The organism is Halomonas colorata, assembly GCF_014897985.1.
GTDB lineage: Bacteria > Pseudomonadota > Gammaproteobacteria > Pseudomonadales > Halomonadaceae > Vreelandella > Vreelandella colorata.
On the sequence record NZ_JABUZA010000004.1, the window covers coordinates 112,098 to 135,833 of the forward strand.

At 56.5% G+C, this 23,736-nt stretch carries 21 protein-coding genes and 1 riboswitch; of the genes, 9 read left to right on the forward strand and 12 right to left on the reverse strand.

Features of this window, described 5'->3' with window-relative positions:
- Nucleotides 1-17: 17 nt before the first annotated feature.
- The 4 genes from katG to INT33_RS03730 all read right to left on the reverse strand — a co-directional run bounded on the left by katG (nucleotide 18) and on the right by INT33_RS03730 (nucleotide 6,004).
- Nucleotides 18-2,183, reverse strand: coding sequence for a catalase/peroxidase HPI (gene katG / locus INT33_RS03715; protein ID WP_193091139.1), 2,166 nt, complete (start codon nucleotides 2,181-2,183; stop codon nucleotides 18-20).
- Between the two features lie 298 nt (nucleotides 2,184-2,481).
- Nucleotides 2,482-3,924, reverse strand: coding sequence for an NAD(P)(+) transhydrogenase (Re/Si-specific) subunit beta (locus INT33_RS03720; RefSeq protein ID WP_192536680.1), 1,443 nt, complete (start codon nucleotides 3,922-3,924; stop codon nucleotides 2,482-2,484).
- A gap of 16 nt (nucleotides 3,925-3,940) precedes the next feature.
- Nucleotides 3,941-5,521: a Re/Si-specific NAD(P)(+) transhydrogenase subunit alpha gene (locus INT33_RS03725; protein WP_193091140.1), complete on the reverse strand. Its 1,581-nt coding sequence runs from the start codon at nucleotides 5,519-5,521 to the stop codon at nucleotides 3,941-3,943.
- A gap of 210 nt (nucleotides 5,522-5,731) precedes the next feature.
- Complete coding sequence (locus INT33_RS03730; protein ID WP_192536682.1) at nucleotides 5,732-6,004, reverse strand: DUF2798 domain-containing protein; 273 nt, start codon at nucleotides 6,002-6,004, stop codon at nucleotides 5,732-5,734.
- Between the two features lie 130 nt (nucleotides 6,005-6,134).
- Here INT33_RS03730 and INT33_RS21310 point away from each other — a divergent pair, with 130 nt between their 5' ends.
- A complete protein-coding gene (locus INT33_RS21310) occupies nucleotides 6,135-6,686 on the forward strand; it encodes a LysR family transcriptional regulator (protein ID WP_264298917.1) in 552 nt (183 codons plus the stop codon).
- Complete coding sequence (locus tag INT33_RS21315; protein WP_264298918.1) at nucleotides 6,674-7,087, forward strand: LysR substrate-binding domain-containing protein; 414 nt, start codon at nucleotides 6,674-6,676, stop codon at nucleotides 7,085-7,087. The genes INT33_RS21310 and INT33_RS21315 overlap by 13 nt, the downstream gene beginning before the upstream one ends.
- Before the next feature lie 33 nt (nucleotides 7,088-7,120).
- Here the strand turns inward: INT33_RS21315 and INT33_RS03740 are convergent, their stop codons facing one another.
- A complete protein-coding gene (locus INT33_RS03740; protein WP_192536684.1) occupies nucleotides 7,121-7,771 on the reverse strand; it encodes a TetR/AcrR family transcriptional regulator in 651 nt (216 codons plus the stop codon).
- A gap of 107 nt (nucleotides 7,772-7,878) precedes the next feature.
- Between INT33_RS03740 and fabF the strand changes: the two genes are divergently transcribed.
- Together fabF and mapR are read left to right on the forward strand one after the other, a co-directional pair.
- Nucleotides 7,879-9,144, forward strand: coding sequence for a beta-ketoacyl-ACP synthase II (gene fabF, locus INT33_RS03745; RefSeq protein WP_193091141.1), 1,266 nt, complete (start codon nucleotides 7,879-7,881; stop codon nucleotides 9,142-9,144).
- Between the two features lie 66 nt (nucleotides 9,145-9,210).
- Nucleotides 9,211-10,620, forward strand: coding sequence for a GntR family transcriptional regulator MpaR (mapR, locus tag INT33_RS03750; RefSeq protein WP_192536686.1), 1,410 nt, complete (start codon nucleotides 9,211-9,213; stop codon nucleotides 10,618-10,620).
- A gap of 3 nt (nucleotides 10,621-10,623) precedes the next feature.
- Here mapR and INT33_RS03755 read toward each other — a convergent pair whose 3' ends face one another.
- Entirely contained in the window at nucleotides 10,624-11,250 is a 627-nt protein-coding gene (locus tag INT33_RS03755; RefSeq protein WP_192536687.1) for a hypothetical protein, read from the reverse strand.
- Between the two features lie 333 nt (nucleotides 11,251-11,583).
- Between INT33_RS03755 and INT33_RS03760 the strand changes: the two genes are divergently transcribed.
- The gene (locus INT33_RS03760) at nucleotides 11,584-12,897 is read left to right on the forward strand and encodes an NRAMP family divalent metal transporter (RefSeq protein ID WP_192536688.1); all 1,314 of its coding nucleotides are present in this window, start codon (nucleotides 11,584-11,586) and stop codon (nucleotides 12,895-12,897) included.
- Between the two features lie 151 nt (nucleotides 12,898-13,048).
- Here INT33_RS03760 and hpxO read toward each other — a convergent pair whose 3' ends face one another.
- Nucleotides 13,049-14,251, reverse strand: coding sequence for an FAD-dependent urate hydroxylase HpxO (gene hpxO, locus INT33_RS03765; protein WP_193091142.1), 1,203 nt, complete (start codon nucleotides 14,249-14,251; stop codon nucleotides 13,049-13,051).
- A 176-nt stretch (nucleotides 14,252-14,427) separates the two neighbouring features.
- Nucleotides 14,428-15,357: a LysR family transcriptional regulator gene (locus INT33_RS03770; RefSeq protein ID WP_193091143.1), complete on the reverse strand. Its 930-nt coding sequence runs from the start codon at nucleotides 15,355-15,357 to the stop codon at nucleotides 14,428-14,430.
- Nucleotides 15,358-15,514: 157 nt separating this feature from the next.
- On the opposite strand from INT33_RS03770, the gene speB reads away from it, so the two are divergent.
- Complete coding sequence (speB, locus tag INT33_RS03775) at nucleotides 15,515-16,417, forward strand: agmatinase (RefSeq protein WP_193091161.1); 903 nt, start codon at nucleotides 15,515-15,517, stop codon at nucleotides 16,415-16,417.
- A 14-nt stretch (nucleotides 16,418-16,431) separates the two neighbouring features.
- Here the strand turns inward: speB and INT33_RS03780 are convergent, their stop codons facing one another.
- A complete protein-coding gene (locus INT33_RS03780; RefSeq protein WP_193091144.1) occupies nucleotides 16,432-17,271 on the reverse strand; it encodes a cytochrome c oxidase assembly protein in 840 nt (279 codons plus the stop codon).
- A 2-nt stretch (nucleotides 17,272-17,273) separates the two neighbouring features.
- Nucleotides 17,274-17,738: a DUF2243 domain-containing protein gene (locus tag INT33_RS03785; RefSeq protein ID WP_193091145.1), complete on the reverse strand. Its 465-nt coding sequence runs from the start codon at nucleotides 17,736-17,738 to the stop codon at nucleotides 17,274-17,276.
- Between the two features lie 112 nt (nucleotides 17,739-17,850).
- A riboswitch (cobalamin riboswitch) is annotated at nucleotides 17,851-18,042 on the forward strand.
- 62 nt (nucleotides 18,043-18,104) lie between these two features.
- On the opposite strand from INT33_RS03785, the gene INT33_RS03790 reads away from it, so the two are divergent.
- Together INT33_RS03790 and INT33_RS03795 are read left to right on the forward strand one after the other, a co-directional pair.
- On the forward strand, nucleotides 18,105-19,118 hold the full coding sequence (locus tag INT33_RS03790; protein WP_192536693.1) for an ABC transporter substrate-binding protein: 1,014 nt from the start codon (nucleotides 18,105-18,107) through the stop codon (nucleotides 19,116-19,118).
- A gap of 66 nt (nucleotides 19,119-19,184) precedes the next feature.
- Nucleotides 19,185-19,616 (forward strand): pseudoazurin, encoded by a 432-nt coding sequence (locus tag INT33_RS03795; RefSeq protein WP_192536694.1) that lies wholly within the window; start codon nucleotides 19,185-19,187, stop codon nucleotides 19,614-19,616.
- 49 nt (nucleotides 19,617-19,665) lie between these two features.
- On the opposite strand, the gene INT33_RS03800 is transcribed toward INT33_RS03795, so the two are convergent.
- Nucleotides 19,666-20,454, reverse strand: a complete 789-nt coding sequence (locus INT33_RS03800) for an alpha/beta fold hydrolase (protein ID WP_225736000.1) — start codon at nucleotides 20,452-20,454, stop codon at nucleotides 19,666-19,668.
- Nucleotides 20,455-20,480: 26 nt separating this feature from the next.
- A complete protein-coding gene (locus INT33_RS03805; protein WP_192536696.1) occupies nucleotides 20,481-22,235 on the reverse strand; it encodes a sensor domain-containing protein in 1,755 nt (584 codons plus the stop codon).
- A 303-nt stretch (nucleotides 22,236-22,538) separates the two neighbouring features.
- Here INT33_RS03805 and INT33_RS03810 point away from each other — a divergent pair, with 303 nt between their 5' ends.
- The gene (locus INT33_RS03810; protein ID WP_192536697.1) at nucleotides 22,539-23,693 is read left to right on the forward strand and encodes a M20 metallopeptidase family protein; all 1,155 of its coding nucleotides are present in this window, start codon (nucleotides 22,539-22,541) and stop codon (nucleotides 23,691-23,693) included.
- The last annotated feature ends 43 nt before the right edge of the window (nucleotides 23,694-23,736 follow it).

Here is a 23,736-nt window from a genome sequence, read left to right on the forward strand (position 1 = left end):
TTCTGGGGCGCGTGACGTTACGCTAGATCAAACCGATCAGCGTTCATTACTTTTGTCCAGGCGGCAATAAAGTCGCGGGCAAATTTCTCGACGTGATCATCCTGCGCATAAATTTCGGCATAGGCACGCAGAATCGAGTTGGAGCCGAACACCAGGTCCACACGGGTGGCGGTCCATTTCACCTGACCGGTTTGACGATCACGAATCTCATAATGGTCGCCCGCCGGGTGCCAAGTATTGGCCATATCCACCAGGTTGACGAAGAAGTCGTTGGTCAGTGCGCCTTCGCGCTCGGTGAACACGCTGTGCCTGATGTTTGTGTGATTAGTGCCTACGTGGTTGGTGCCTAATACGCGCATGCCACCTACCAGTACGGTCATTTCCGCTGCGGTCAGGCCGAGCAGCTGGGTACGGTCCAGCAGCATCTCTTCGGGGCTGACCACGTAGGTATCTTTCTGCCAGTTGCGAAAGCCGTCGGCCAGCGGCTCAAGCACCTCGAACGACTCGGCGTCGGTCATCTCATCCGTTGCATCACCGCGGCCGGGGGCAAAGGGCACCGTGGCGCTTAAGCCTGCGGCTTTTATCGCCTGTTCAATGCCTACGTTGCCCGCCAGCACGATGGTATCGGCAAGGCTTGCGCCACTTGCCTGGGCGATGGGCTCAAGCACGGCCAGCACTCGGGCCAAGCGTTCGGGTTCGTTGCCCTCCCACTGGTTTTGCGGTGCCAAGCGGATACGTGCGCCGTTGGCGCCGCCGCGCATGTCAGAGCCACGATAAGTGCGTGCGCTGTCCCAGGCAGTGTTGACCATATCGCTGATACTCAAACCGCTGGCGGCAATACGCGCTTTCAGGGCGTCAACGTCGTAGTCGGCTGGCCCTGCGGGCACCGGGTCCTGCCAGATCAGGTCTTCCTGAGGTACGTCCGGGCCTGCGTAGCGTACTTTCGGGCCCATGTCGCGGTGAGTCAGCTTGAACCAGGCGCGGGCGAAGACATCATCAAAGTACGCCGGGTCCGCCATGAAGCGCTGGCAGATTTCGTTGTAAATTGGGTCGACCTTCATGGCCATATCGGCATCGGTCATGATCGGCATGCAGCGGATGGAAGGGTCTTCCACGTCTACCGGCATATCTTCTTCTTTAATGTCGACAGGTTCCCACTGCGAAGCACCGGCGGGGGATTTTCTCAGCGCCCATTCGTGGCCAAACAGCATCTCGAAGTAGCCCATGTCCCACTGCGTCGGGTTCTTGGTCCAGGCGCCTTCAATACCGCTTACCAGAGTATCACGGCCAATGCCACGCCCCTTGGTTTTCATCCAGCCAAGGCCCTGAAGCTCGGGGCCAGCCGTTTCGGGCTCCGGGCTTAGATCGCCGGGCGTGCCGTTACCGTGGCACTTGCCGATGGTGTGGCCACCAGCAGTCAGGGCAACCGTCTCTTCATCGTTCATCGCCATGCGCTTGAAGGTTTCACGCACCTGGGCGGCGGTCTTGAGCGGGTCGGACTGTCCGTTCACGCCTTCCGGGTTCACGTAGATCAGACCCATCTGCACGGCGGCCAGCGGGTTATGCATGGTATCGGGCTTTGCCACGTCGCCGTAGCGGCTGTCGGAAGGCGCCAGCCACTCTTTTTCAGCGCCCCAGTAGGTGTCCTTTTCAGGGTGCCAGATATCCTCGCGACCGAACGCGAAGCCGAAGGTTTTCAAACCCGCGACTTCATAGGCCATGGTGCCGGAAAGAATCATCAAATCGGCCCAGGAGATTTTGTTGCCGTACTTCTTCTTGATCGGCCACAGCAGGCGGCGGCCTTTATCGGTATTGGCGTTATCCGGCCAGGAGTTGAGCGGCGCAAAGCGCTGATTGCCGGTGCCGCCACCACCGCGTCCGTCGGCCAGGCGATAAGAACCTGCCGCATGCCAGGCAACCCGGGCAAACATGCCTACGTAGCTTCCCCAGTCGGCTGGCCACCACTCCTGGCTTTGGGTAATCAGTTGGCGAAGGTCCGCTTTCAGTGCCTCAACATCCAGTGTTTCGAGCGCTTCGCGATAGTTAAAATCTTCACCCAGCGGGTTCGTCTTGGTATCGTGCTGGTGCAGGATGTCCAGGTTCAGGGCGTTAGGCCACCAGTCGGTGTTGGACTTGCTGGCGGCTGTGTTACCGCCGTGCATTACCGGGCATTTACCACTCATGCGTTCGTTTCCCCTTATTGCTCTTACCCCTGGCGTGACCAGAGGAACACTCAATGACGTCTCTCAACATGACGCTTTCAAAACGCTCAAGCGGACGACTCACTGACATGGGACTGTTTTAAAGCACATTAGCTATAGCTACAATTTGCATTTAGCGACTAACTTGATAGTAATTTTTAATTCACAGGTGAAAAGGCCATTTCCTGGTAACCATGGCAGTGAGCAAGACGCGCCGATTAAACGCAAACAGGGCGCCCTTGGGCGCCCTGCTCGTTGGCTTACACTACGTTGTGGAACGTTAATCGACTAGCGGTAGCAATGCGTTCAGGCTATCGCGAGCATCACCGTAGAACATCCGGCTGTTCTCCTTGAAGAATAGCGGGTTTTCGATGCCTGAGTAGCCGGTACCCTGCCCGCGCTTGCAGATAAATACCTGCTTGGCCTCCCAGACCTTCAATACCGGCATACCGGCAATGGGGCTGTTGGGGTCTTCTTCAGCGGCCGGGTTGACGATATCGTTGGAGCCGATCACGATCACCACGTCGGTGCTGGTGAAATCGTCATTGATTTCATCCATCTCCAATACGATGTCGTAAGGCACCTTGGCTTCTGCCAACAGCACGTTCATGTGCCCCGGCAGGCGCCCCGCCACCGGGTGGATACCAAAGCGTACGTTCTTGCCCGCCGCACGCAGCTTGCGTACCAGATCGCTGACCGCACTCTGCGCTTGCGCCACGGCCATACCGTAACCCGGCACAATCACCACGCTATCGGCATCGTTCAGGGCACTGGCCACACCGCCGGCATCAATCGCCACTTGCTCGCCTTCGATTTCCGCCGCTGGCCCCGTGCTTCCACCAAAGCCACCCAGGATCACGTTAACGAAGTTGCGGTTCATCGCCTTGCACATGATGTAGGAAAGAATGGCCCCGGAGGAGCCCACCAGCGCACCCGTCACGATCAACAGGTCGTTTCCGAGTGTAAAACCGATAGCCGCCGCCGCCCAGCCGGAGTAGCTGTTGAGCATCGAGACCACGACCGGCATATCAGCACCGCCAATCCCCATGATCAGGTGATAGCCGATGAAGAAAGCCAGTGCAGCCAGCACAATCAACGTCCAGAAGCCTGCGCCGTTGAGATAAAGCACCGCCAACAGCAGTGAAAGCACTGCAGCACCAGCATTGAGTAAATGCCCACCAGGCAGCTGGCGCGGTTTGCCGTCGACTTTACCCGCCAGCTTGCCAAAGGCAATCACCGAGCCTGTAAAGGTGACCGCGCCGATAAAGATGCCCAGCACCACCTCAATCTGCAAAAACGTTAGCTCATCCGGCGCCTTGGTGGCCACCAGCGCGGCAAACGCCGAAAACTCTTGCATCACGCCGTCGGCAGCGCGCGCGGCCAGCACCCGGCGGCGCTCCAGATCCGCACTCCAGGCTACAAATACCGCCGCCAAACCCACAAAGCTATGCAGGGCGGCCACCAGCTGGGGCATTTCGGTCATTTCGACCTTGCCCGCCATATAGGTACCGATACCTGCGCCGATAATCATCATCGGGATCAGCCACCAATAGCCGCCAATGCCCGGCCCTAAGGCGGTGAAAAATACCGCGACGGCCATGCCCACAATGCCGTACCACACGGCGCGCTTGGCTTTTTCCTGATTACTAAGCCCGCCCAGCGATAAAATAAACAAAACGCTTGCCGCAATCGCCGCGGCAGATACGAATCCTTGACCTAACATATCGTTTCTCCGCCGCTCAGGATTTTTGGAACATGGCTAGCATCCGGCGTGTCACCAGGAAGCCACCCACAATATTGATTGTTGCGATGAGTACCGAAATAGCCGCCAGTACGCTAACCACCGCGCTGCCTGAGCCAATCTGTAAAATCGCCCCCAAAATAATGATGCCGGAGATCGCATTGGTCACCGCCATCAGCGGCGTATGCAGCGAGTGGCTGACTTTCCAGATCACCTGGAAGCCGATAAAGCACGCCAACACGAAGACAATAAAGTGCTGCATAAAAGACGCGGGCGCGACTTGACCGAGCAGCAGCATCAATGCACCGCCGATCGCCAATATGCCGACCTGGCGCTTGGTCTGGGCCTTGAACGCAGCGGCCTCGGTGGTTTTTTTCTCTTCGGGCGTCGGCTCTTTTTCTTTCTTCTTCGGTTTGGCCGCGGCAATCGCTTTTACTTTGGGCGGGGGCGGCGGAAAGGTCACTTCGTTCTGGTGAGTTACCGTCGCGCCACGAATCACGTCATCGTCCATGTTGTGATTGATTACGCCATCTTTCTCAGGCGTTAAATCGGTCAGCATATGGCGAATATTAGTGGCATACAGCAAAGATGACTGCGTCGCCATGCGCGAGGGGAAGTCGGTATAGCCGACCACAATCACGCCGTTATCGGAGACGACGCGCTCATCGGGCTGGGTTAAATCGCAGTTACCGCCTTTTTCAGCGGCAAGATCGATAATCACCGAGCCGGGCTTCATGGCCGCAACCATATCCTCAAGCCACAGCTTGGGCGCCGGGCGTCCGGGGATCAGGGCGGTAGTGATGACAATGTCCACGTCGGGCGCCTGTTCGCGGAAACAAGCCAGCTGTTTTTCGCGAAACTCAGGGCTTGAAGGCGAGGCATAACCGCCGCTTTCCGAACCATCCTGGCTGTCTTCGCTGTCTGCAAAATCCAGGAACAAGAACTCAGCACCCATCGACTCGATCTGCTCGGAGACTTCGGGGCGTACATCAAAGGCACGCACCACGGCACCCAGGCTGGTGGCGGTACCAATGGCCGCAAGCCCGGCCACGCCTGCGCCAATCACCAGCACTTTAGCCGGCGGCACTTTACCCGCAGCGGTTACCTGCCCGGTAAAGAAGCGGCCAAAGTTATTACCCGCCTCGATCACCGCACGGTAACCAGCGATATTGGCCATGGAAGACAGCGCGTCCATCTTCTGGGCCCGGGAGATACGCGGCACCATGTCCATGGCGATCACGCTGGCGCCCTGTGCTTTGCATTTCTCCAGCAGGGCTTCATTTTGCGCGGGCCAGAAAAACGCAATCAGCGTTTGGCCTTCGCGCAGTCGCGCAGCCTCGCTATCAGAGGGCTCACGGACCTTAATGACCACCTCAGCGTCCTGCCAAAGAGCGTCCGCGCTATCCACCACGGTCACGCCAGCATCACGGTAAGTATCGTCGTTAAAACCCGCTGCTAGTCCTGCGCCTGTTTCGATCAGGCACTCATGGCCCAGCTTTTGGATCTGCTTGGCACTTTCCGGGGTAAGCGCCACACGCGCTTCGCCCCGGCTCGTTTCCTTAGGTGCGCCTATTCTCACACGGGTACTCCCTACTGTTTAAAAAGTGGGCTATTGGCTTTAGTTGTTGGCGGCTGATCTCGGTGCCCCGCCCTCACTCAAACGTTATAGATTCTCACGCAGCCTTGGATAAAAGCTATTCAACCTTTGATGCAGGTAGGTCATGAGCTTTCTCAATACGTCATTACAGGGAAGCACCAGTATGAGCAAAAAGTACCCTGGATAATTATCTCAATGCGACCTAATGGTTAGCTGAACAAGGCGAGCCACTAGTGGGCGCACCATCAAAATACAAATAAAGGCACTGGGCATGGCCACGCGGTAGGCGTGCCACACCTGACTGAAATAATCGTCACTCATCCCCGCATTAACCGCGGTAATAATTAGCGTCATTAAAAACGCCATCACCGTCGACATATATAAAGCAAAGACGACCGGCGTAAAACGAGGATGCAGCTTGCGCGCGGCCAGAATACGCTGTTCGGGGAACTGTCGTTGTGTCATTGAAGCCTACCTGTTCGTTGAAAAGCAGGTAGGCACTTTACAGCGCTCTTAAGGGAGGCAGAAGCCTATCCCTTATGAACAGAGCAATAAGCTAAACTTACGAATTATTTTTAACAACATGGTTTAACTTATGGTTGCCCTGCGCGGTATTGAAAGCTTCGTAAAAGCTGTTGAAGCGGGCTCTATTGCTGGTGGCGCCCGCCTGCTGGGGATTTCCCCCGCCGCTGCCAGTCAAAATATCAGCCGATTAGAAAACCACCTTGGCGTGCGTTTACTCACTCGCACCACGCGCAGCCTGGCGTTAACGGAAAACGGCTCGGCTTATTACGCCAAAGTGCGCGAACTGGTACAGGAGCTGGAGCTTGCCAGCCAAGCGGTCAATGCGCTCAATTCGGCGCCTAAAGGCCGCTTGCGTATTGCTTCCACCGGCGCATTTGCCCGGCATATTCTGGCGCCCATGATTCCGGCATTTAACCGGCGCTATCCGGATCTTACGGTTGAACTCAATATCGCGGACAGAAACGTGGACCATATTGCGGAGTCGGTAGATGCCAGCATTAGAATCCGCCACGCCCTGGAAGATGGGCTGGTTGCGCGCCCGATTGCTCGCGTACCGTCACTGTTTTGCGCAGCCCCCAGCTATCTAGACGCGCCGGCCACCCGCGTACTTTGGAGCAGCTAAAAGAGCATGACTGCCTGGTGTTCCGCTTTCCGCTGGACGGACGTTATCTCGGCTGGGGATTTGTGCGTAACGGAATACGCTTTGATGCACCGGTAAACGCGCGCATGATCAGCGATGACATTGATGCACTCGCGCAGATGGCGGTTGAAGGTGGTGGGATCACTCGATTAGCAGCGTTTATCGCAGAGCCGCTTATTGCGAATGGCAAGCTGGTGGCGCTCTTTACCCAAAAACCGGTGACGTCAGAAACGATTACCTCTGCGCTTGAGGCCGACGCGCAGGTTGAGATCGAACCGTTGGAGTTTTATCTCTGCGTGAGGCATCGTCGGGAATTAACCCCCAAAGTTCGCGCATTTAGCCAGTTCTTGACGGAAACGCTGCCTGAGCGCTGGCGAGCGTAATGCTTGGTAAAATGGCTTTACACATGCTCGTGGCTATTGGGCCATCACGCGTTGCAGCATCCCTTCGGCGTCGCCTTCACTCACGCCAAGCATTAACAAGATCTGACGCTGGGTGGCCATCAATACGTGCTGGCGTTCTTCCTCGCCCGGCAAGCTCTTGGCAATGGCGACGGCGCCCACCAGTGATGCCAAAATAACCCGCGACTTATCGGCAATAACAGTGCGGTCATTGGCAAAGGGCAGCTGTTTAAGCTTGCTCAGCGCGAGCAGGCGCGTTTCGAGCATTTTCTTCATGCTTAAATACGAGGCTTCAAACATGGTGCGGATTTCGGCTTTTTCGCTGCCTATCTCGTTAAACAGCACCGCTTCAGGCCCCGGCTGCTGCTTACGCTCAAGTTCCTGCAGATTCCAGTAGTTGGACACAAGCTCGGTGAGATGCTGCAGGGAGAGCGGCCCTTTGACCAGCCGTGCTGCGCGACTGCCGTCTAGGGTCTTACGCACAGAGGCATCATAGAGCGCTTCTTTAGAGGCAAAATGGGCATAAAAAGCGCCGTGGGTCATTTTAGCCAGCGTCATTACCTGACCAATAGACACTTTGTTGAACCCATACCGACTAAACAGCTCTGTCGCTGAAGACAGAATCCGCTCTCGGGTTTTTGCCTTGTGGCTTTTAGGATAAGGCATGTTTACCTCGTCATGGCACTGCTAGCTAAATGGTGCCGCTAAATATTATCTTGATCATATAATGCGTAATGCTAGCGTTAGCTTATTTAAAGCACTGAGGAGTCGCTATGCATTCACCTATTGTTATCACTGGCATGGGTATGGTCAGCCCCTTAGGGTGCGACGTCAAGACAACATGGCAGCGCCTGATCGAAGGCCGCTCGGGTATTAGCCAGATCACGCGCTTTGATACCGACGCCATTCCGATCAAAATTGCCGGGGCCGTTGCACATTCAACTGATGATCCCGAAGCGGGCCTGCGTCTGGATGATATCGCAGACGTTAAAGAGCGCCGCAAGCTGGATCTGTTCAGCCTTTACGCCATGGCGGCAGCAAAAGAGGCTCTTGAGCAGGCAGGCTGGCAGCCTACGGCTGAAGCTCAACGACGCGCTACGGCAACCATCATCGGCTCAGGCATTGGCGGCTTCCCGACGATCACCGAAGCGCAGCAAACGTTACAGCAGAAAGGTTATCGCCGGGTATCACCCTTTACCGTACCGGCGTTTCTGGCCAATATGGCCGCGGGCAATCTGTCAATTCGCTACGGCTTTCAGGGCCCACTGGGCTGCCCGGTGACGGCGTGTGCGGCGGGCCTTCAGGCGATTGGCGACGGCATGCGCTTAATTCGTAGCGGTGAAGCTGACGTTGCCTTGGTGGGCGGCGCCGAGGCGTGTATCGACCCACTGTCTTTAGCAAGCTTTAACGCGCTTAAAGCGCTTTCCACCGAGCACGAACGGCCAGAAAGCGCGTCGCGCCCCTTTGACGCGACGCGTAACGGCTTTGTGATGGGCGAAGGTGCGGGCCTACTGGTGATTGAAACACTTGAGCATGCACAAGCGCGCGGCGCTACGCCCCTGGCGGTGATCAGCGGCTACGGCACCAGTGCCGACGCCTACCATATTACCGCCGGGCCGGATGATGGTAACGGCGCCGCTGCGGCGATTCATTCAGCGCTTAAAATGGCCGGGATATCTGCCGAGGAAATCGGCTATATCAATGCCCACGCCACCTCGACTCCGGTAGGCGACCGGGCAGAAATTGCGGCCCTACGCCGCGTGTTTGGTAGCACTCTAGCGAACATTCCTATCTCTTCCACCAAGTCGGCAACGGGCCACCTGTTGGGCGCCGCGGGCGGTATCGAGAGTATCTTTTCAGCGCTGGCCGCCACCACCGGCCATCTGCCGCCCACGCTCAACCTGACCCACTGCGATGAAGACATGCAGGATCTGGACTTTATCCCGCTGACAACGCGCACCCAGCCCACTCAGCATGTGCTGTGCAACGGGTTTGGGTTTGGCGGCGTCAATGCAGCGCTGATTATCAGCCAGCTATAGCGTTGGAAGTCGGTTTTCGGCCGCCGTTAGCGTATCCTCAAGGCCTGTTTTAGGCGGCTGACAACCATGAAACGCTACGAACGCTTTGCCGACGAGATTTCCGAGCTGATTCGCAGCGGCGTGCTGGCGCCGGGGGAGCGCGTGCCCTCGGTGCGCCAGGCCAGCCGCCACTACGCTATCAGCCCTTCGACCGTTTTTCAGGCGTACTACCTGCTGGAGAACCAGGGGCTGATCGTGGCGCGGCCGCGCTCGGGCTATTTCGTGCGCGAACAGGCCCCGCGGCTGCTCACCGAGCCCGAGATGAATCCGTGCGTTCAGGAAACCGCGGACATTGCGGTCAGCGAGCTGGTCTTTTCGGTGCTGGGCTCGCTCCAGGATAGCGACACGGTGCCCTTTGGCTCCGCATTTCCAAGCCCTGAACTGTTTCCGCTGCCGCGCCTGGCACGCAGCATGACCAAGGGGCTGCGGGCGCTGCCGGCCGACGCCATCATTGCCGACATGACCGCCGGCGACCCGGACCTGCGCCGCCAGATCGCCCTGCGCTATCGCTTGACCGGCGTGCATCTGCCGCCGCAGGAGCTGGTGATTACCAACGGCGCCATGGAAGCGCTGAACCTGGGTTTTCAGTGCGTCACGTCTCCGGGGGATCTTGTCGCCATCGAGTCGCCCGCCTTCTACGCAAGCCTTCAGGTGCTTGAACGCCTGAAGCTCAAGGCGGTGGAGATTCCCGTGCATCCTCGTGAGGGGATCGACCTGGACGCCCTGGCGGAAAGCCTGGCCCGCTATCCCATCAAGGCCTGCTGGTTCATGAGCCACCTGCAGAACCCGCTAGGTGCGAGCCTGAGCGATGCCAAGAAGCAGGCGCTCTACACCCTGCTCAAGCAGCATCAGGTGCCGTTGATCGAAGATGATGTCTACGCCGAACTCTACTTTGGCACCACGCCGCCCGCGCCGGTGAAGCACTACGATGACGAGGGACTGGTGATTCACTGCGGGTCGTTTTCCAAGTGCCTGGCGCCGGGTTACCGGGTGGGCTGGGTGGCGGGTGGGCGCTACGCGGAGGCCATTTCGCGACTGAAACTGATGACCACCATCTCGCCCTCGGTGCCCGCCCAGGTGGCCATTGCCGACTACCTGCAGCACGGTGGCTATGATCGCCACCTGCGCCGGCTGCGCTACGCCCTGGAAGCTCAGCAGGGGCACATGCTGGATGCAGCGGCCCGCTACTTCCCTGCGGGTACGCGGGCCACGCGCCCGGCGGGTGGCTACTTTCTATGGTTTGAATTTCCCAGGCAGGTCGATTCGCTGCGTCTTTTTCACATGGCCCGCGAGCAGGGCATCAGCATTGCGCCGGGACCCATCTTTTCCGCAACGCAGGGGTATCGCCACTGCGCACGCTTGAGCTACGGCCACCCCTGGACGCCGCGCAGCGAAGAGGCCATGGCGCTGCTCGGCCAGATGCTCGCCTCGTTCTAGCGTTTAAGCAGTTTGGCCTTGCAGGTGGTGGCCTTCCGGGGTCTGGCGCATCAGCTCGCCGATTTGATACAGGTCGTGCCGATACATATCAAACCGTGAAATGCCGTGGGAGGCCGCGATCAGCACAAAGGTCAGCAGCATCAGGATGGCCGGCGAATTCAGCCAGGTAAACGCGGGCGATGTAGCCGGGTAAAGCAGCGTAAAGATACTCATCCCGCCCAGAAACTGCGCCAGCATGCTGTTCACGATCACCAGCGAAATCATCAGCACGCGAATATTGTGCCTGGGCAGGTGGCGAAGGCTCGCTTCGCGGCCTTTTTCGAGCCGCTTGCGGCGGCGTACTAGCGGAATGGCGTAGGTGCTCAACTTCTCCTCGGAAAACGCCCGCAGTACGAGGTGCGGATCAAGGTTCGGGCCAAAGATGCGTGCGACCGCCTGGTTGAAGGCACTGGCGTCACCGCCCGCTTTCGCCCCCTCGGCCTTTTGCGCCAGCTCGTCCAGATGCGCCTTCTCGGCGCCTGAAAGCTTCAGGTCATTGGCGAAGTTGATGTTGTAGTTGACCTCGTAGACCTGATACAGCGCGGCGGTCACGCCCACGAAAATCATCAAATAGATAAAAACAGTTAACATGGTTGGCCTCTTGAGCGTTTTATCATCCTGCACTTGGCCCGGCTGGCAATCGCCAGTCTGGCCGGTACGACTATGCCTTGCCAAGCCTTTCCAGTACAGACTCAGAAAGGCGCAATAAATACATATCAGCTGCGCGCCTGACCTGGGGCAAGCAATGTGGGTTGTCATGTAGACGTGACATGCAGGCGCCACCGTCAGCGGTTTTAGTTACTCAGGATAACCCTGCGCAATAGGAAAGCAGCCCCCGACTGAGCTAACATAGCGCCCCCAAAACGCTGTTCACGCGAAAATAATAACCAGAATCAACCGAATCCCGCTCACAAGGAACCTGCCATGCCCCCTCAAGAATCCAGTACGCTGACGGCGCCGGCCAAATCAGTGTATGCCAAATACCTCGCGGCTCTCGGGCCCGGTTTTCTGTTTGCCGGGGCGGCCATCGGCACCTCGCACGTCGTTCAGTCGACGCGTGCCGGGGCGGAATACGGCATCGGCCTACTGGGGTTTATCCTGCTTGCCGTGCTGCTCAAATATCCGTCGTTCTTCTTCGGCCCGTTCTACGTCAGCGTAACCGGCAAGTCGTTGATCGAAGGGTATCGCCAGACGTTCGGCAAATCCGTGGTAGCGCTGTTCGCGCTGGTGCAGATCCCGGTGACCGCGATCATCATCGCCGCCATTGCGATTACCACCGCAGGCCTTGCCGGCAGTATCGTGCCGCTGAGCCTGAGCCCGCCCACCGTGGCGGTGATATTGATTGCGCTGTGCTGCGCGCTCACCTTTGTCGGCGGCTACAAGCTGCTGGATTGGGTCAACAAGGTGTTTATCGTCATCCTGAGCGTGACCACCGTGTTCGCAGCGCTTGCCGCCGTGCCGCTGGTCGACTGGACGCTCTATCCGGCAACGGCAGTATCGCCACTGTGGAGCACGGCGACCTTCATTACCCTGGTGGCGGTGCTCGGCCTGATGCCGTCGGATATAACGCTCGCGATCATGAACTCGCTGTGGTCCGAGGCGCGCAACAAGAACCAGGGCGTGCGCAGCGATACCGCCGCTGAAAAAATCGATTTCAACATTGGCTATATCGGTGCCGCCGTACTCGCCGCCTGTTTCGTGATCATGGGCGCGGGCGTCATGCACAGCCAGGGCATCACTCCTGCCGATGGCGCCGTGGGTTTTGCCAGCCAGGTCATCAGTTTGTACACCAGCACGTTGGGTGAGTGGAGCGGCGTGGTAGTAGGTATTTCCGCGTTTACCGTGATGCTGACGACGCTCTTGACCGTGCTGGACGGTTTTCCGCGCATGATCACCGCCTCGTACTACACCTTTACCCGGGCGGAAAACGATGGCGAAGAGACGCGCCGCATAGAAGGCAGCCGGGCGTTTCTGGCCTGCATGATCGGCCTTTCGCTGCTGGCCATCGTGATTCTCTACACCCTGATGGGCAGCTTCCGGCTGTTCATGGATTTCGTGATGGTAGTGGCATTTCTGATCAGCCCCATTCTTGCCACGCTCAATCACCTGACGGCCAATGGCTCGACGGTGCCGCTGACGCTGCGCCCCTCCAAGCTGATCAACGCCTGGAGTTGGCTGGCAATTGCCACGTTGGCACTGCTATCGCTGGGCTATATTTACGTGCGTTTTATTTACTGATCGTTAGGCGTTAGGCGTTAGGCGTTAGGCGTTAGGCGTTAGGCGTTAGGCGTTCATATTAATGGCGTGCTGGATAACAGCACGCCATTTTTTTAGGCGCCTTTATTGTCTTTACCCGCGCTTTTATCTCGGCCGCCATTACCTTGGCACTTTAGCCTAAAGGGCCGCCTAGAATGGTCTTTTTGATTCCCTCACGAACGCCCTGGCCATCCTCCTGGCCCAGTTCGGCATACCACGCCTGGGTTAGCGCCGGGGTGTGGCCGTGAATCATTTCCGCACGCTGGCGCGCTCTTGCCACGATCTCCCCAACCCGCTTAACGCGCGCCGTATTGTAATTATCCAGCGCCTGGCGCAGCGCCTCATTCGGCGTTGGCACATCTTCAAGGGCCTTTTGAACTACCTGGGCCAATACCCAGGCATCTTCCATAGCCTGGCAGCCGCCCTGGCCCAAATCGGGCGCCATGCCATGGGCGGCATCACCCAGCAAGGCCACGCGGGTATCGGTCAGAATTTCCAGCGGCTCAATGTCATGAATCTCGACCCGCGCCATGCGCGCCGGGTCAACGTGCTCGATCAGCGCCTGCACGGGGCGGGCCCAACCCGTGAAGTGCTCGCGCAGCTCCTCTTTGTAACGGGCGGGGTCGTTGGGGGTGTCCGCGGGCAGCGGCACATCAAAGAAGCAGTAGAACTCCTCTTGCCCTTCGCTGTTGCCCCCGGTGCCCATGGGCATGAGGGACACGCGCTTGCCTTCGCCCACGTACTGATCCCAGCTGTCCAGCGGGGCGAGCGCATCCGTTGCGGGTACGCGTACGTTCCAGTTCACATAGCCCACGTACTGGCGCTCGACGGCGCGACCCACGATCTTGTTGCGCAGCCGGGAGTGGGTGCCATCCGCCACGACCAGCAGGTCCGCTTCAACCTTGCGGCCGTCGGCAAAGGTGGCTGTCACGCCGCGAGCGTCGCTCGTGTAATCCACGCAGTGCTGGCCAAGCTCGATGTGCTCGGCGCCGACCGCGTCAAACAGCGTTTGCTGCAGGGCGGCGCGGGCGATGGGGCAGGCACGCTGCTTGACGTCTTCATAAAGCGGCACCAGCGAGAAATCGCTCAGCAGATGACCATCATGGCTCAGGTAGCGCATGCGCTGCATATCGCCGCTCAAGCGCTCGATGGCCGTACCCAGGCCTAGTTGGTGCATCACCTTGACGCCGTTGGACCACAGCGAAATAGCCGCCCCCACCGGGCGCATCTCTTCCACCCGCTCCATGACGGTGACGCGGTGGCCCTGCTGCTGGAGTGCCAGCGCAGCGCTCAAACCGCCCATTCCTGCCCCAATGACCAGAACCTTCAGCGACATCGGTAACTCCTTGATGGTGTTTGGCGTTGTTATGAAAAGTAGTTTTTATGAAGACTAGTGGTTATGAAAAGCCGTCGTTATAAAGCAATAGGCATATCTTCAGTGTAAGCCGATTGCCCGACCAAGACGATTCGCGGCCGCCCGGTTTATCAAGCAAGACGAAGGCCACTTTTCGCTCAGGCCTGCCCGTTGAAATCCCAGGCAAAATCGATCAACTGCTGATTGAGCCAGGCGATGGAAGGCTCATTGGCATACAGGGCGTGCTGAATCAGCGTCATGTTGAGCGCGGGAAGCTCTTCGGGCGGCTCTACCAGCCGCACCGGCAGCATGGCGATAAACCGCTCGGCCATCTGTCGCGGCAGGGTCATGATGGCGTCCGTCAGTGCGACCACGCGCGCGGCTGCAATGTAGTTGAGGTTCTTCGAGATCACCCGGCGCGCGAGCCCGTGCTGAATCAGGCAGCTGTCGATATTGCTGGGCCGCAGCCCGCTGATATCGGCAAGCTCCACGTGCAACATCCGGGCAAACTGCTGAATGTCGAGCGCCTCGCCCACGCCTTGATTGTGCGTGGCCGCCAGGCATACCAGCTCTTCGTGCATCCAGGGTGCCTGCAGCACGCCGCCGGGCAGCTCCTCCTGGCTATCCAGCCCTACCACCATATCGATCTGGCGGCTCTCGAGCCCTTCGCTCAACGCCTCCGGGGTAATCAGTTCAATGGAAAAACTGATGCCCGGCGCATAAGTCAAAAGCTGGCTTAAAAAGCCGGGGTACATGACTTCCTCAAAGTAATCAGTGGTGGCCAGGGTAAAGCGACGCGAACTGCTGGCAGGCGCGAATGAAGCCGGCGGGGCCAGCCCCTCCTGCAACATGGCCAGCGCCTGCTGTACCACCGGCAAAAGCGCCAGCGCCCTGGGGGTCGGCTGCATGCCGTTCTCGGTACGCACTAGCAACGGGTCATCCAGCGACTCACGCAGCCGCTTCAGCGCATGGCTCAAGGCTGGCTGGCTCAAGTGCAGCTTTTCGGCGGCCCGCGTAACGTGGCGCTCGCGCATCAGCATCTCGAAAACGCGCAGCAGGTTTAAATCAAAGTGGCGCAACGCGCTCATAAATGTCCGTAGTTAGCCATTATTTATATAGCGAATGATTTAATTCTAAACATTCATTTAATTTATTGCTGGAAATTATTTATGGTCGCTTCCTCATCGCGTGGCTTACGCGATCTTGTGCTCAAGGAGAAGTCCGCCGGTGACCCAGACACCCATCATGCCCAGCCTGTTTGGTGATGTTATTTCGACTTTCATGAACGTGGCCAAGGCCACCGATCCTAAAGCGACCGATGCAGATGTCGTGATCAGCGGCGTGCCCTTTGACCTGGCATGTTCAGGCCGGGCGGGCACTCGCATGGGGCCGAACGCCATTCGCCAGGCCACGGCCAACCTGATCTGGGAAGGCAAACGCTGGCCGTGGGATTTTGCGCTCGAAGAACGTCTTGGCGTGTGCGATGCAGGTAACCTGGACTACGCCTACGGTGAGCCAGAAAGCCTGGTGGATAACCTGGAAAACCATGCCAACCGCTGGCTCAGCGCGGGTAAAAAGATGCTGACCCTGGGCGGCGACCACTATATCAGCCTGCCGCTTCTGCGCGCCCATGCCCGCGAACACGGCCCGCTGGCACTGATTCACTTCGATGCCCACACTGATACCTACGAGCAGGGCACGCGCTTTGATCACGGCACCATTTTCCACCACGCCCTTAAAGAAGGCTTGGTTGTGCCCGAGCATTCGCTGCAGATCGGCATTCGCACAAGCTATGACCGCCACAACCACCCTTATGAAGTGCTGGATGCCGACTGGGTAAACGATAACGGCCCCAAAGCCGTGCTCGAAAAAATCCGCGCCCGCGTGGGCCATCACCCGGCCTACGTCAGCCTGGATATCGACGGCCTCGACCCTGCTTTTGCACCGGGCACCGGCACGCCGGTATGCGGCGGCATGTCCACCGACCTGCTGCTCAAGGTCGTTCGCGGTCTGGTGGGTATGGATCTGGTGGGCATGGATGTTGTCGAGGTTAACCCAGCCTACGATCACGGCGACATTACCTCGCTTGCCGCGGCAACGCTGGGGCTTGAGTTCTTGTATGTGCTGGCGGCGTCCAAGGGCGCTTAATAGTCTTTACGCATCTATGTATTGACTCCGACGCGACTTATGTCGCGTTCGGCACTTTTGAACAACCCCTCACGCCGTTCGACCGGCTTGCGCAACCAAAGCGTTAGCAGTACAACCGCCAACAGCACTTCCGCCAGGTCGCCGCCGTAATACATCAATTGGGCGGCGGCCTGTATTTCCTCAAGCGAATGGTCGGTGCCACGTGGCCAAGCGTAGCCGTACATAAGCTTGCCCAGCAGGCTGTGGGTAGCGATAGACGCAAACAGTACCCCTAGCCGAAAACGCAGGCTCAGCCGATGGGGCGACACATCGGGCTCAGCCAGAATCGTCCAGCAGAAAAGATACCCCGCCACCAGAAAATGCACATGTATCCAATAGTGAAGTGCTTGATTATCTAGCGATGCGCTATACAGCGGCGTGAGATAAAGCACATACATACCGCCGATATTGAGTATAAGCGCGCTGACGGGGTGGGAGACGAAGCGCACGAACCGGCTCTGCAGTAAGGCGGCTACACGCCTGCCACCTGCCTGCGGCAACGTGCGTAATAGTAAAGTGATGGGCGCGGCCAAGACCCAGGCAAGCGGCGCCAACATGCCGATCAACAAATGCAGGCTCATATGGCCCACCAGATCATGGTGCGCCCAGGCCATTAATGGGGGCGCCACCGCGATGGCAAGCAACAGGCTGCCTAAGGTAAAAAAGCTACTCCGCCAACCGCTCCAACCAGCCGCTTTATGACGCTGGGCATAAGCCGCCGCTAGATACGCCAGCGTGATTAAAACAATCAGCGCCAACGGTAGCCAATCAAGCAATCCCCCTTGCGCGGCATGGGTATGGTCGTGAACGTGCATGTCTAGCGATGCCCAAGACGCTTGGCACGGCGATAAAACCCGATACCCACAAGCAAAAGCACTATTGCCGCACCGTTCCACACCACGTCGTAGAGCAGTGGATCGACCCCATAGCGAATCTGATGCAGGCGCAAAATTTTGTGGTTGATCAGGCCATCAAAAAGCTGGAAACCGCCCATACCTAAAAAGAAGCCCGTCTTGGCCCAGGGAATTGTCAGGCGCTTGCGCTGGGAAAGGTCAAGCAGCATGAATACGCCTATCACAATGGCGAGTAGCTCGAAGGCATGCAGTAGCCCATCCGAAATAATCCCAAACGTTGGCGTACCAAAATCAAAGAAATGATGCCATTGAAGCAACTGGTGAAAGACTATTTCATCGACGGCCGCCATTACGCCAGTACCCAACAGCACGGCTGCCCATAGCGAGCGTTTCGTATCAATATTGGAAGAAGGGAAATGATTCGCCATGGCATCCTTGCTCCTAGCAGTCTCCCTCAAGTTAGGCACTACACCCTTTTCTCGCAACCAGGAAGCGGTGAGCCAAGGCTATTTTTAACAATGTTAAGTGCCATCGTTACGCCCTAGAATACCCCGGGTCGGTGTTCTTTCGAGAACCTAACAGAGAATCCGCCGCGCCTGGCCGCGAAACGGAACTGCCCCCGCAACTGTAGGCGGCGAGCGATGCTCGACAATGCCACTGGACACTATGTCTGGGAAGGTGAGCTAGCGACGACCCGTCAGTCAGGAGACCTGCCGACACCCTAACCTTCATCGAGCGGGTCGGCTCAGTTTTTTGCTGTTCCAACGGCCTGCTCATCATGCACGGGAGTGTACATGATGTTGAAATTGACCACGGCGGCTGTCGCCAGCCTTGTGCTGGGAAACGCAGCTTACGCCGCTACCGATTACCCCTTGACGCTTGAAAGCTGCGGCCACGAGATCACGCTGGAAAAGCCCCCTGAACGGGTCGTAAGCATCGGCCAGGCACCCAGCGAAATCCTGTATATGCTGGGCCTTGCCGATAAGCTGGAGGGCACAGCGCTGTGGATCAACCCGGTGCTGGATGAGTTTGCAGACGTTGACGCCACCGTTGAGCGTCTTTCCAACGATGCGCCCAGTTACGAGAGTGTGGTGGCCAAAAAGCCTGATCTGGTCGTCTCGGCCTATGAGTGGATGATTGGCCCGGCAGGCGTGGTTGGCACACCAGAGATGTTTGAGGATTTGGGGATCCCCAGCTGGATCATGCCCACAGACTGCATCGGCAAAAGCAATCAACAAAGCATGGATGGCGCCCGCTCGACGCTCTTCGATACCGAGTTGATTTACGAAAGCATTGACACGCTAGCCCAGCTCTTTGACGTGACCGAACGTAGCGATCAAGTGATTGCTGAGCTAAAGGCGCGCGAAGCTGCGGCCGTAGAGAAAGCCGAAGCGCTGGATCTGCCCGATGATATCACCGGTGTTTTTTGGTACTCCTCCGCCGACATGGCCATCGATCCTTATGTAGCAGGTGTCAACAGTGTGCCCGACTGGCTGATGAACAGGCTGGGGATCACCAACGTCGTGACTGCAGAAGAAGAGTGGCCGACCGTTGGCTGGGAAACCATTGCCAGGAGCAACCCTACCTTTATTGCCGCCGCGCGCATGGACCGGCGCCGCTTCCCGGCCGATGATATTGCCGCCAAGCGTGAGTTTCTGGCATCCGACCCCGTTACCCGCGAGACCGAAGCCGTTCAGCAGGAGCGTATTATCGCGATTGATGCGCACGCACTGGATCCCTCGGTCAGGTCAATCTTTGCCTTGGAAGTGCTCGCTGACCAGCTTGCCGATTTTGATCTAACCCACTGATACAGTGGCTATTCCATACTGCGCCCCGTCTACGGGGCGCTTTGTCTTTTATAAAAGGATTTTGTGATGAAGATACTGCTTCGAATCATGGTTCTGCTTGCCCTTTTCCCATTGGCTGCGCAGGCCGAGACACATATTGTCGAGATGCTCAATCGCAACGACACCGGGCCCATGCCCTACGCACCGGATTACTTGGCGATACAGCCCGGCGATACCGTTCGCTTTGTACCCTCTGCGCCAGGCCATAACGTGGCATCGATCGAGGGCATGATGCCGGAAGGCGGCGAAGCGTTCGTCAGTAATATCGGCAAAGAGGTAGACGTCACTTTCGATGCCGAGGGCATCTGGGGCATCAAATGCTCGCCACACTACACCATGGGCATGGTTATGCTGATTCAGGTCGGCGATACCGCCGCTACGCAAGCAGACCTACCTGAATCATTGCCGCCCGCGGCCCAAACGCGCTTTCTAGAGATACTTGAGCGACATAACGGCTGACCAGTGAATAGCGCCTGGTAAAGCGCGGCGACGTTGCCTCGATAGCGCGTTAAGAACGCAGCCAGGCGTTGATTTCTTGAAGAACAAGTTCAGGGTGCGTCATATGCAGGCAGTGACCATGGCTTGCCAGCAGGCGCAGTGTACTATCCGGCATATGGTCACGCATATAATCACCAACCTTAGGATTGGCCAGCGTATCCTGCTCACTCTGCAGAATAACAGCAGGATGTTTTACCTGAGGCAACAGGTGGCGGTAATCCGAAAAGAACGTCGCTTTAGCGAATATCTTGGCGACTACCGGGTCGGTCGAGCAGAAGCTGCTGGAAAGCTCGCCCACTAATAATTCAGAGCTTTCAGGCCCCATTACCAGGGGCGCCAGATAATTAGCCCAGCCAATATAATTTCGATCCATCAAATCGATCAGTTCTTCCAAGTCCGCATGTTCAAACCCGCCATGATAGTCAGGTGGCATGTTCAAAAAGCAGGGTGAAGGGCAAATCATGATCTGACTGGCAAAGCGTTCAGGCTGGGCAATGCTTGCTAGCAAACCAATCGTACCGCTTACCGAATGCCCGACAAAATGCACCTGTTTTAAATCCAGCGCTTCGCAGATATCGGTGACATCCTGGGCATAGCCTTCAAGCGAGTGGTAGCGCGCCTCACTAAAGGCCGATAGCTGCGACTGGCCTGAGCCCACATAATCAAATAGCACCAACCGATAACGGTCTTTTAATGTAGGAACTAGATAGTGCCACACCTGCTGGTCACAGCCGAACCCATGAGCAAGCATTAGTGTTTTTTCGCCAGCCCCGACAATAGTCACATTGTTACGTGCCATGACCTGCTCTTTAGTTAACACGCCGTTTACTCCTTCGTTTTAAATGAGTGAGTTTTATACTTCGCTTGAAACTCCGTTTGATACCACTCATCAATCCATGCGAAAAAAGCGCGAGCGGGCATTGGCTTGGCTATGTAGTAACCCTGACCACATTCACAGCCAAGTTCCATCAGCAGTTGGCTATGCTCTAGTGTCTCAACCCCTTCTGCGACCAGACCACACTCGAATGCGCGAGCAAAGCCGATGACGCCCTTCAAAATGGCTAAATCACTGCTACTGGTCAGCATATTTTTGACAAAACTACGGTCAATTTTGAGGGTATCTACCGATAGATCCCGGAGATGGCTCAACGAGGAGTAACCGGTTCCGAAGTCATCCAGAGAGATACGAATTCCCATTAACCGGCAGGCATTGAGCACTGAATAAACATGGCTCACATCTTCAATGGTACTGGTTTCAAGTACTTCAATCTCAAACCGCTGTTTAGGCAGGCGGGGGAAGTCCGAAAGAATGACGCTTAAATCGCGCAGAAATTGCGGGTGCTGTAAGTGGTAACCATCAATGTTGACGCTGATCTGCAGGTCCAGCCCCTTCTGTAGCCATATTTGTAGCTGGCAGAGCGCTTTCGTAATCACCCACCGGCCTAGCGCCAAACCGGTAGCGGTATTGCTAAGTACAGGCAGGAAAGTATCCGGCCCTTTCAGGCCTTCTACCGGATGATTCCAGCGTATTAATGCTTCAACGCCAAACACCTCACCTGTGCGCATATTGATTTTAGGCTGGTAATAAAGCTCAAACTGATCGGCCTCCATAGCGCTGCTAATCGCAAGCAGCTCTGAATACTTCTCCTTTTGAACGACTTCATTATCGATATTAAAAAGGCAAACCTGACTCTTTCCGGCAAGTTTTGCTTGATACATTGCCTGATCAGCCTGGCGAATCAGCTGGTCCGGCTGTACTTCTTTCGCCTGCGGATAAAGCGTAACGCCAATACTGGCAGAGAGCTTTAAGTGCATTGAGCCGATGCTGATGGTCTCTGAAAGTTTGCTGATAAGCCGCGTTAGCGACTCTTCTACCAAACCTGCGCTAAAGCGGCCATTTAAAAAAATAACGAACTCATCGCCTCCAAAACGGGCAATTAAATCATCACTTCTAAGATTATTGGCCAGCCGCTCGGCTACGAACTGAAGGACCTTATCACCTACATGATGCCCATAGCGGTCGTTAATTTCCTTAAATCCGTCAAGATCAACAAATGCCAAAGCGAATGCCATAACGCTACGCTTTCGATCTAACATTTTGTGGTCAAGGTATTTAGTCAAGGCCGCCCGATTAGGTAGCCCGGTTAACGGATCCGTGTCGGATAATGTACGCAGTACGGATACTTTCTGCTCAAGCAGTTTTTTGGTTTCCGTTAGCTCTTCAAATAATTGATCTGAACGGCTGGCACTACTGATACTCCAATAAACATTTCCATCAGAACTGCCATCAAAAAAAGCACTTACCGACACTGGCACCTTGCCTTTTGAGGGTGTCACCAGCGTTAGACGGATTTCATCACAGCAGGTTTCCTGAAGCAGCAAGGGAACAATGTATGCTTCATAAATAATCTGTGACGCTTGGCTTAACAAGGTAAACAGGTCAGCGCCCACTAGCCCGCTGACTGAATAACCGTAATACTTTTCAATATAGCGATTGCTGTACAGAATACGCCGCTTATTGTCGGTAACCATGCATCCCACGGGGAAATCATCAAGCGAAAATAGGGTAGATGTGGACATGACTTACCTTGAATAATGACAAAATGACTCACCCTCAACGGTTTTTACACCCTCATATGTTCTCTGATAATCACCTAGGTTTCTATTTTTATAACGTAACGGATTGATACCACTAAACGTAAAATAACAAACCTAAAATACTATTCGTGTGAAATTAACATACTCAACAGGGCCTAGAATCTAAGGTTTCTTCTTACTGTTGCTCAAAAAGCAACAAACTCAACATACAAGCCTCTCCTTTAAGCCCATCAAGTCACTTAGCTTTAGGGCACATAATGACATCAATAACGGCAAGGACAGGCAATGTTTACCGAAAAGCAAGTACAAGATGCGATCACCCTGCGTCACACCCTCCATCAGCACCCTGAGCTTAAATATCAAGAAGCTCAAACCGCAAAGCTCGCCGCAGAGCGGTTACGTGCGCTTGGCTATAAGGTAACAGAGGGTATTGCGACCACAGGTATTCTGGCGGAGCTGGATACCGGCCGCGAAGGCTCGGTGATCGCGTTTCGTGCCGATATGGATGCCCTGCCCATTCACGAAGCCAATACGTTTGGCCACCGTTCACAGCATGAAGGCCTTATGCACGCCTGCGGACACGACGGACATACTGCCACGCTGCTGCTCGCCGCCGAAGCCATCATGGAAAAGCGGGATGAGCTATGCGGGCACCTCAAGCTGATTTTTCAGCCGGCGGAGGAAGGCGGCAACGGTGCGGATGCGATGGTTAAGGCGGGTGTGCTTGAAAACCCCCGGGTGGAGGCCATGTTTGGCTACCACAACCGCCCCGGCTTTCCTGAAGGCCAGCTCTTCGTGAAACCCGGTCCGGCCATGGGTGGCAATGACACGTTCAAGGTGACCATCAATGGTGTCTCCGGCCATGCGGCCATGCCCCATCTGGCCATTGACCCTATTTATGTAGGAGCCTCGCTTGTTCAACAACTACAAGGCTTGGTGGCCCGCCACAAATCGCCCCTTGAATCCGGCGTGATTACCGTAGCTTCCTTTCATGCAGGCGATGCCGCCAACGTCATTCCCGGAAGCGCTGAGCTGATGGTTAACATCAGAAGCGACCGCCCCTCCTCCCGCGAGGCGCTGGCCGGCAAGCTTGAACAGGTAATAAAAGGCGTGTGCGATGCCCATGGTGCCCGCTTCAAGCTTGAGCACATTCATCAGATCCCACCGCTGGCCAATGACCCCGAATGGTCCGAGCGCGTGCTGGAACTCGCTTCCGAGTACGCGGTGAGCAACGATATTCAGAAGCTGGATTACATGCCCACCATGGGAGCCGAGGATTTTGCGTTCTACCTACAAGAAGTGCCCGGCTGCTTCTTCTTCGTCGGTAACGGTGACAGCGCTTATCTTCACAACGAACACTACGACTTTAACGACAACATATTGCCGGTGGCCGGCGGCATGTTTGTGGCTTTAGCAAAAGGGCTGCTATCACGCAGCTAACAACCTTTTACAACCAATAGCTTCTAAAAATAAGGGTTAACAC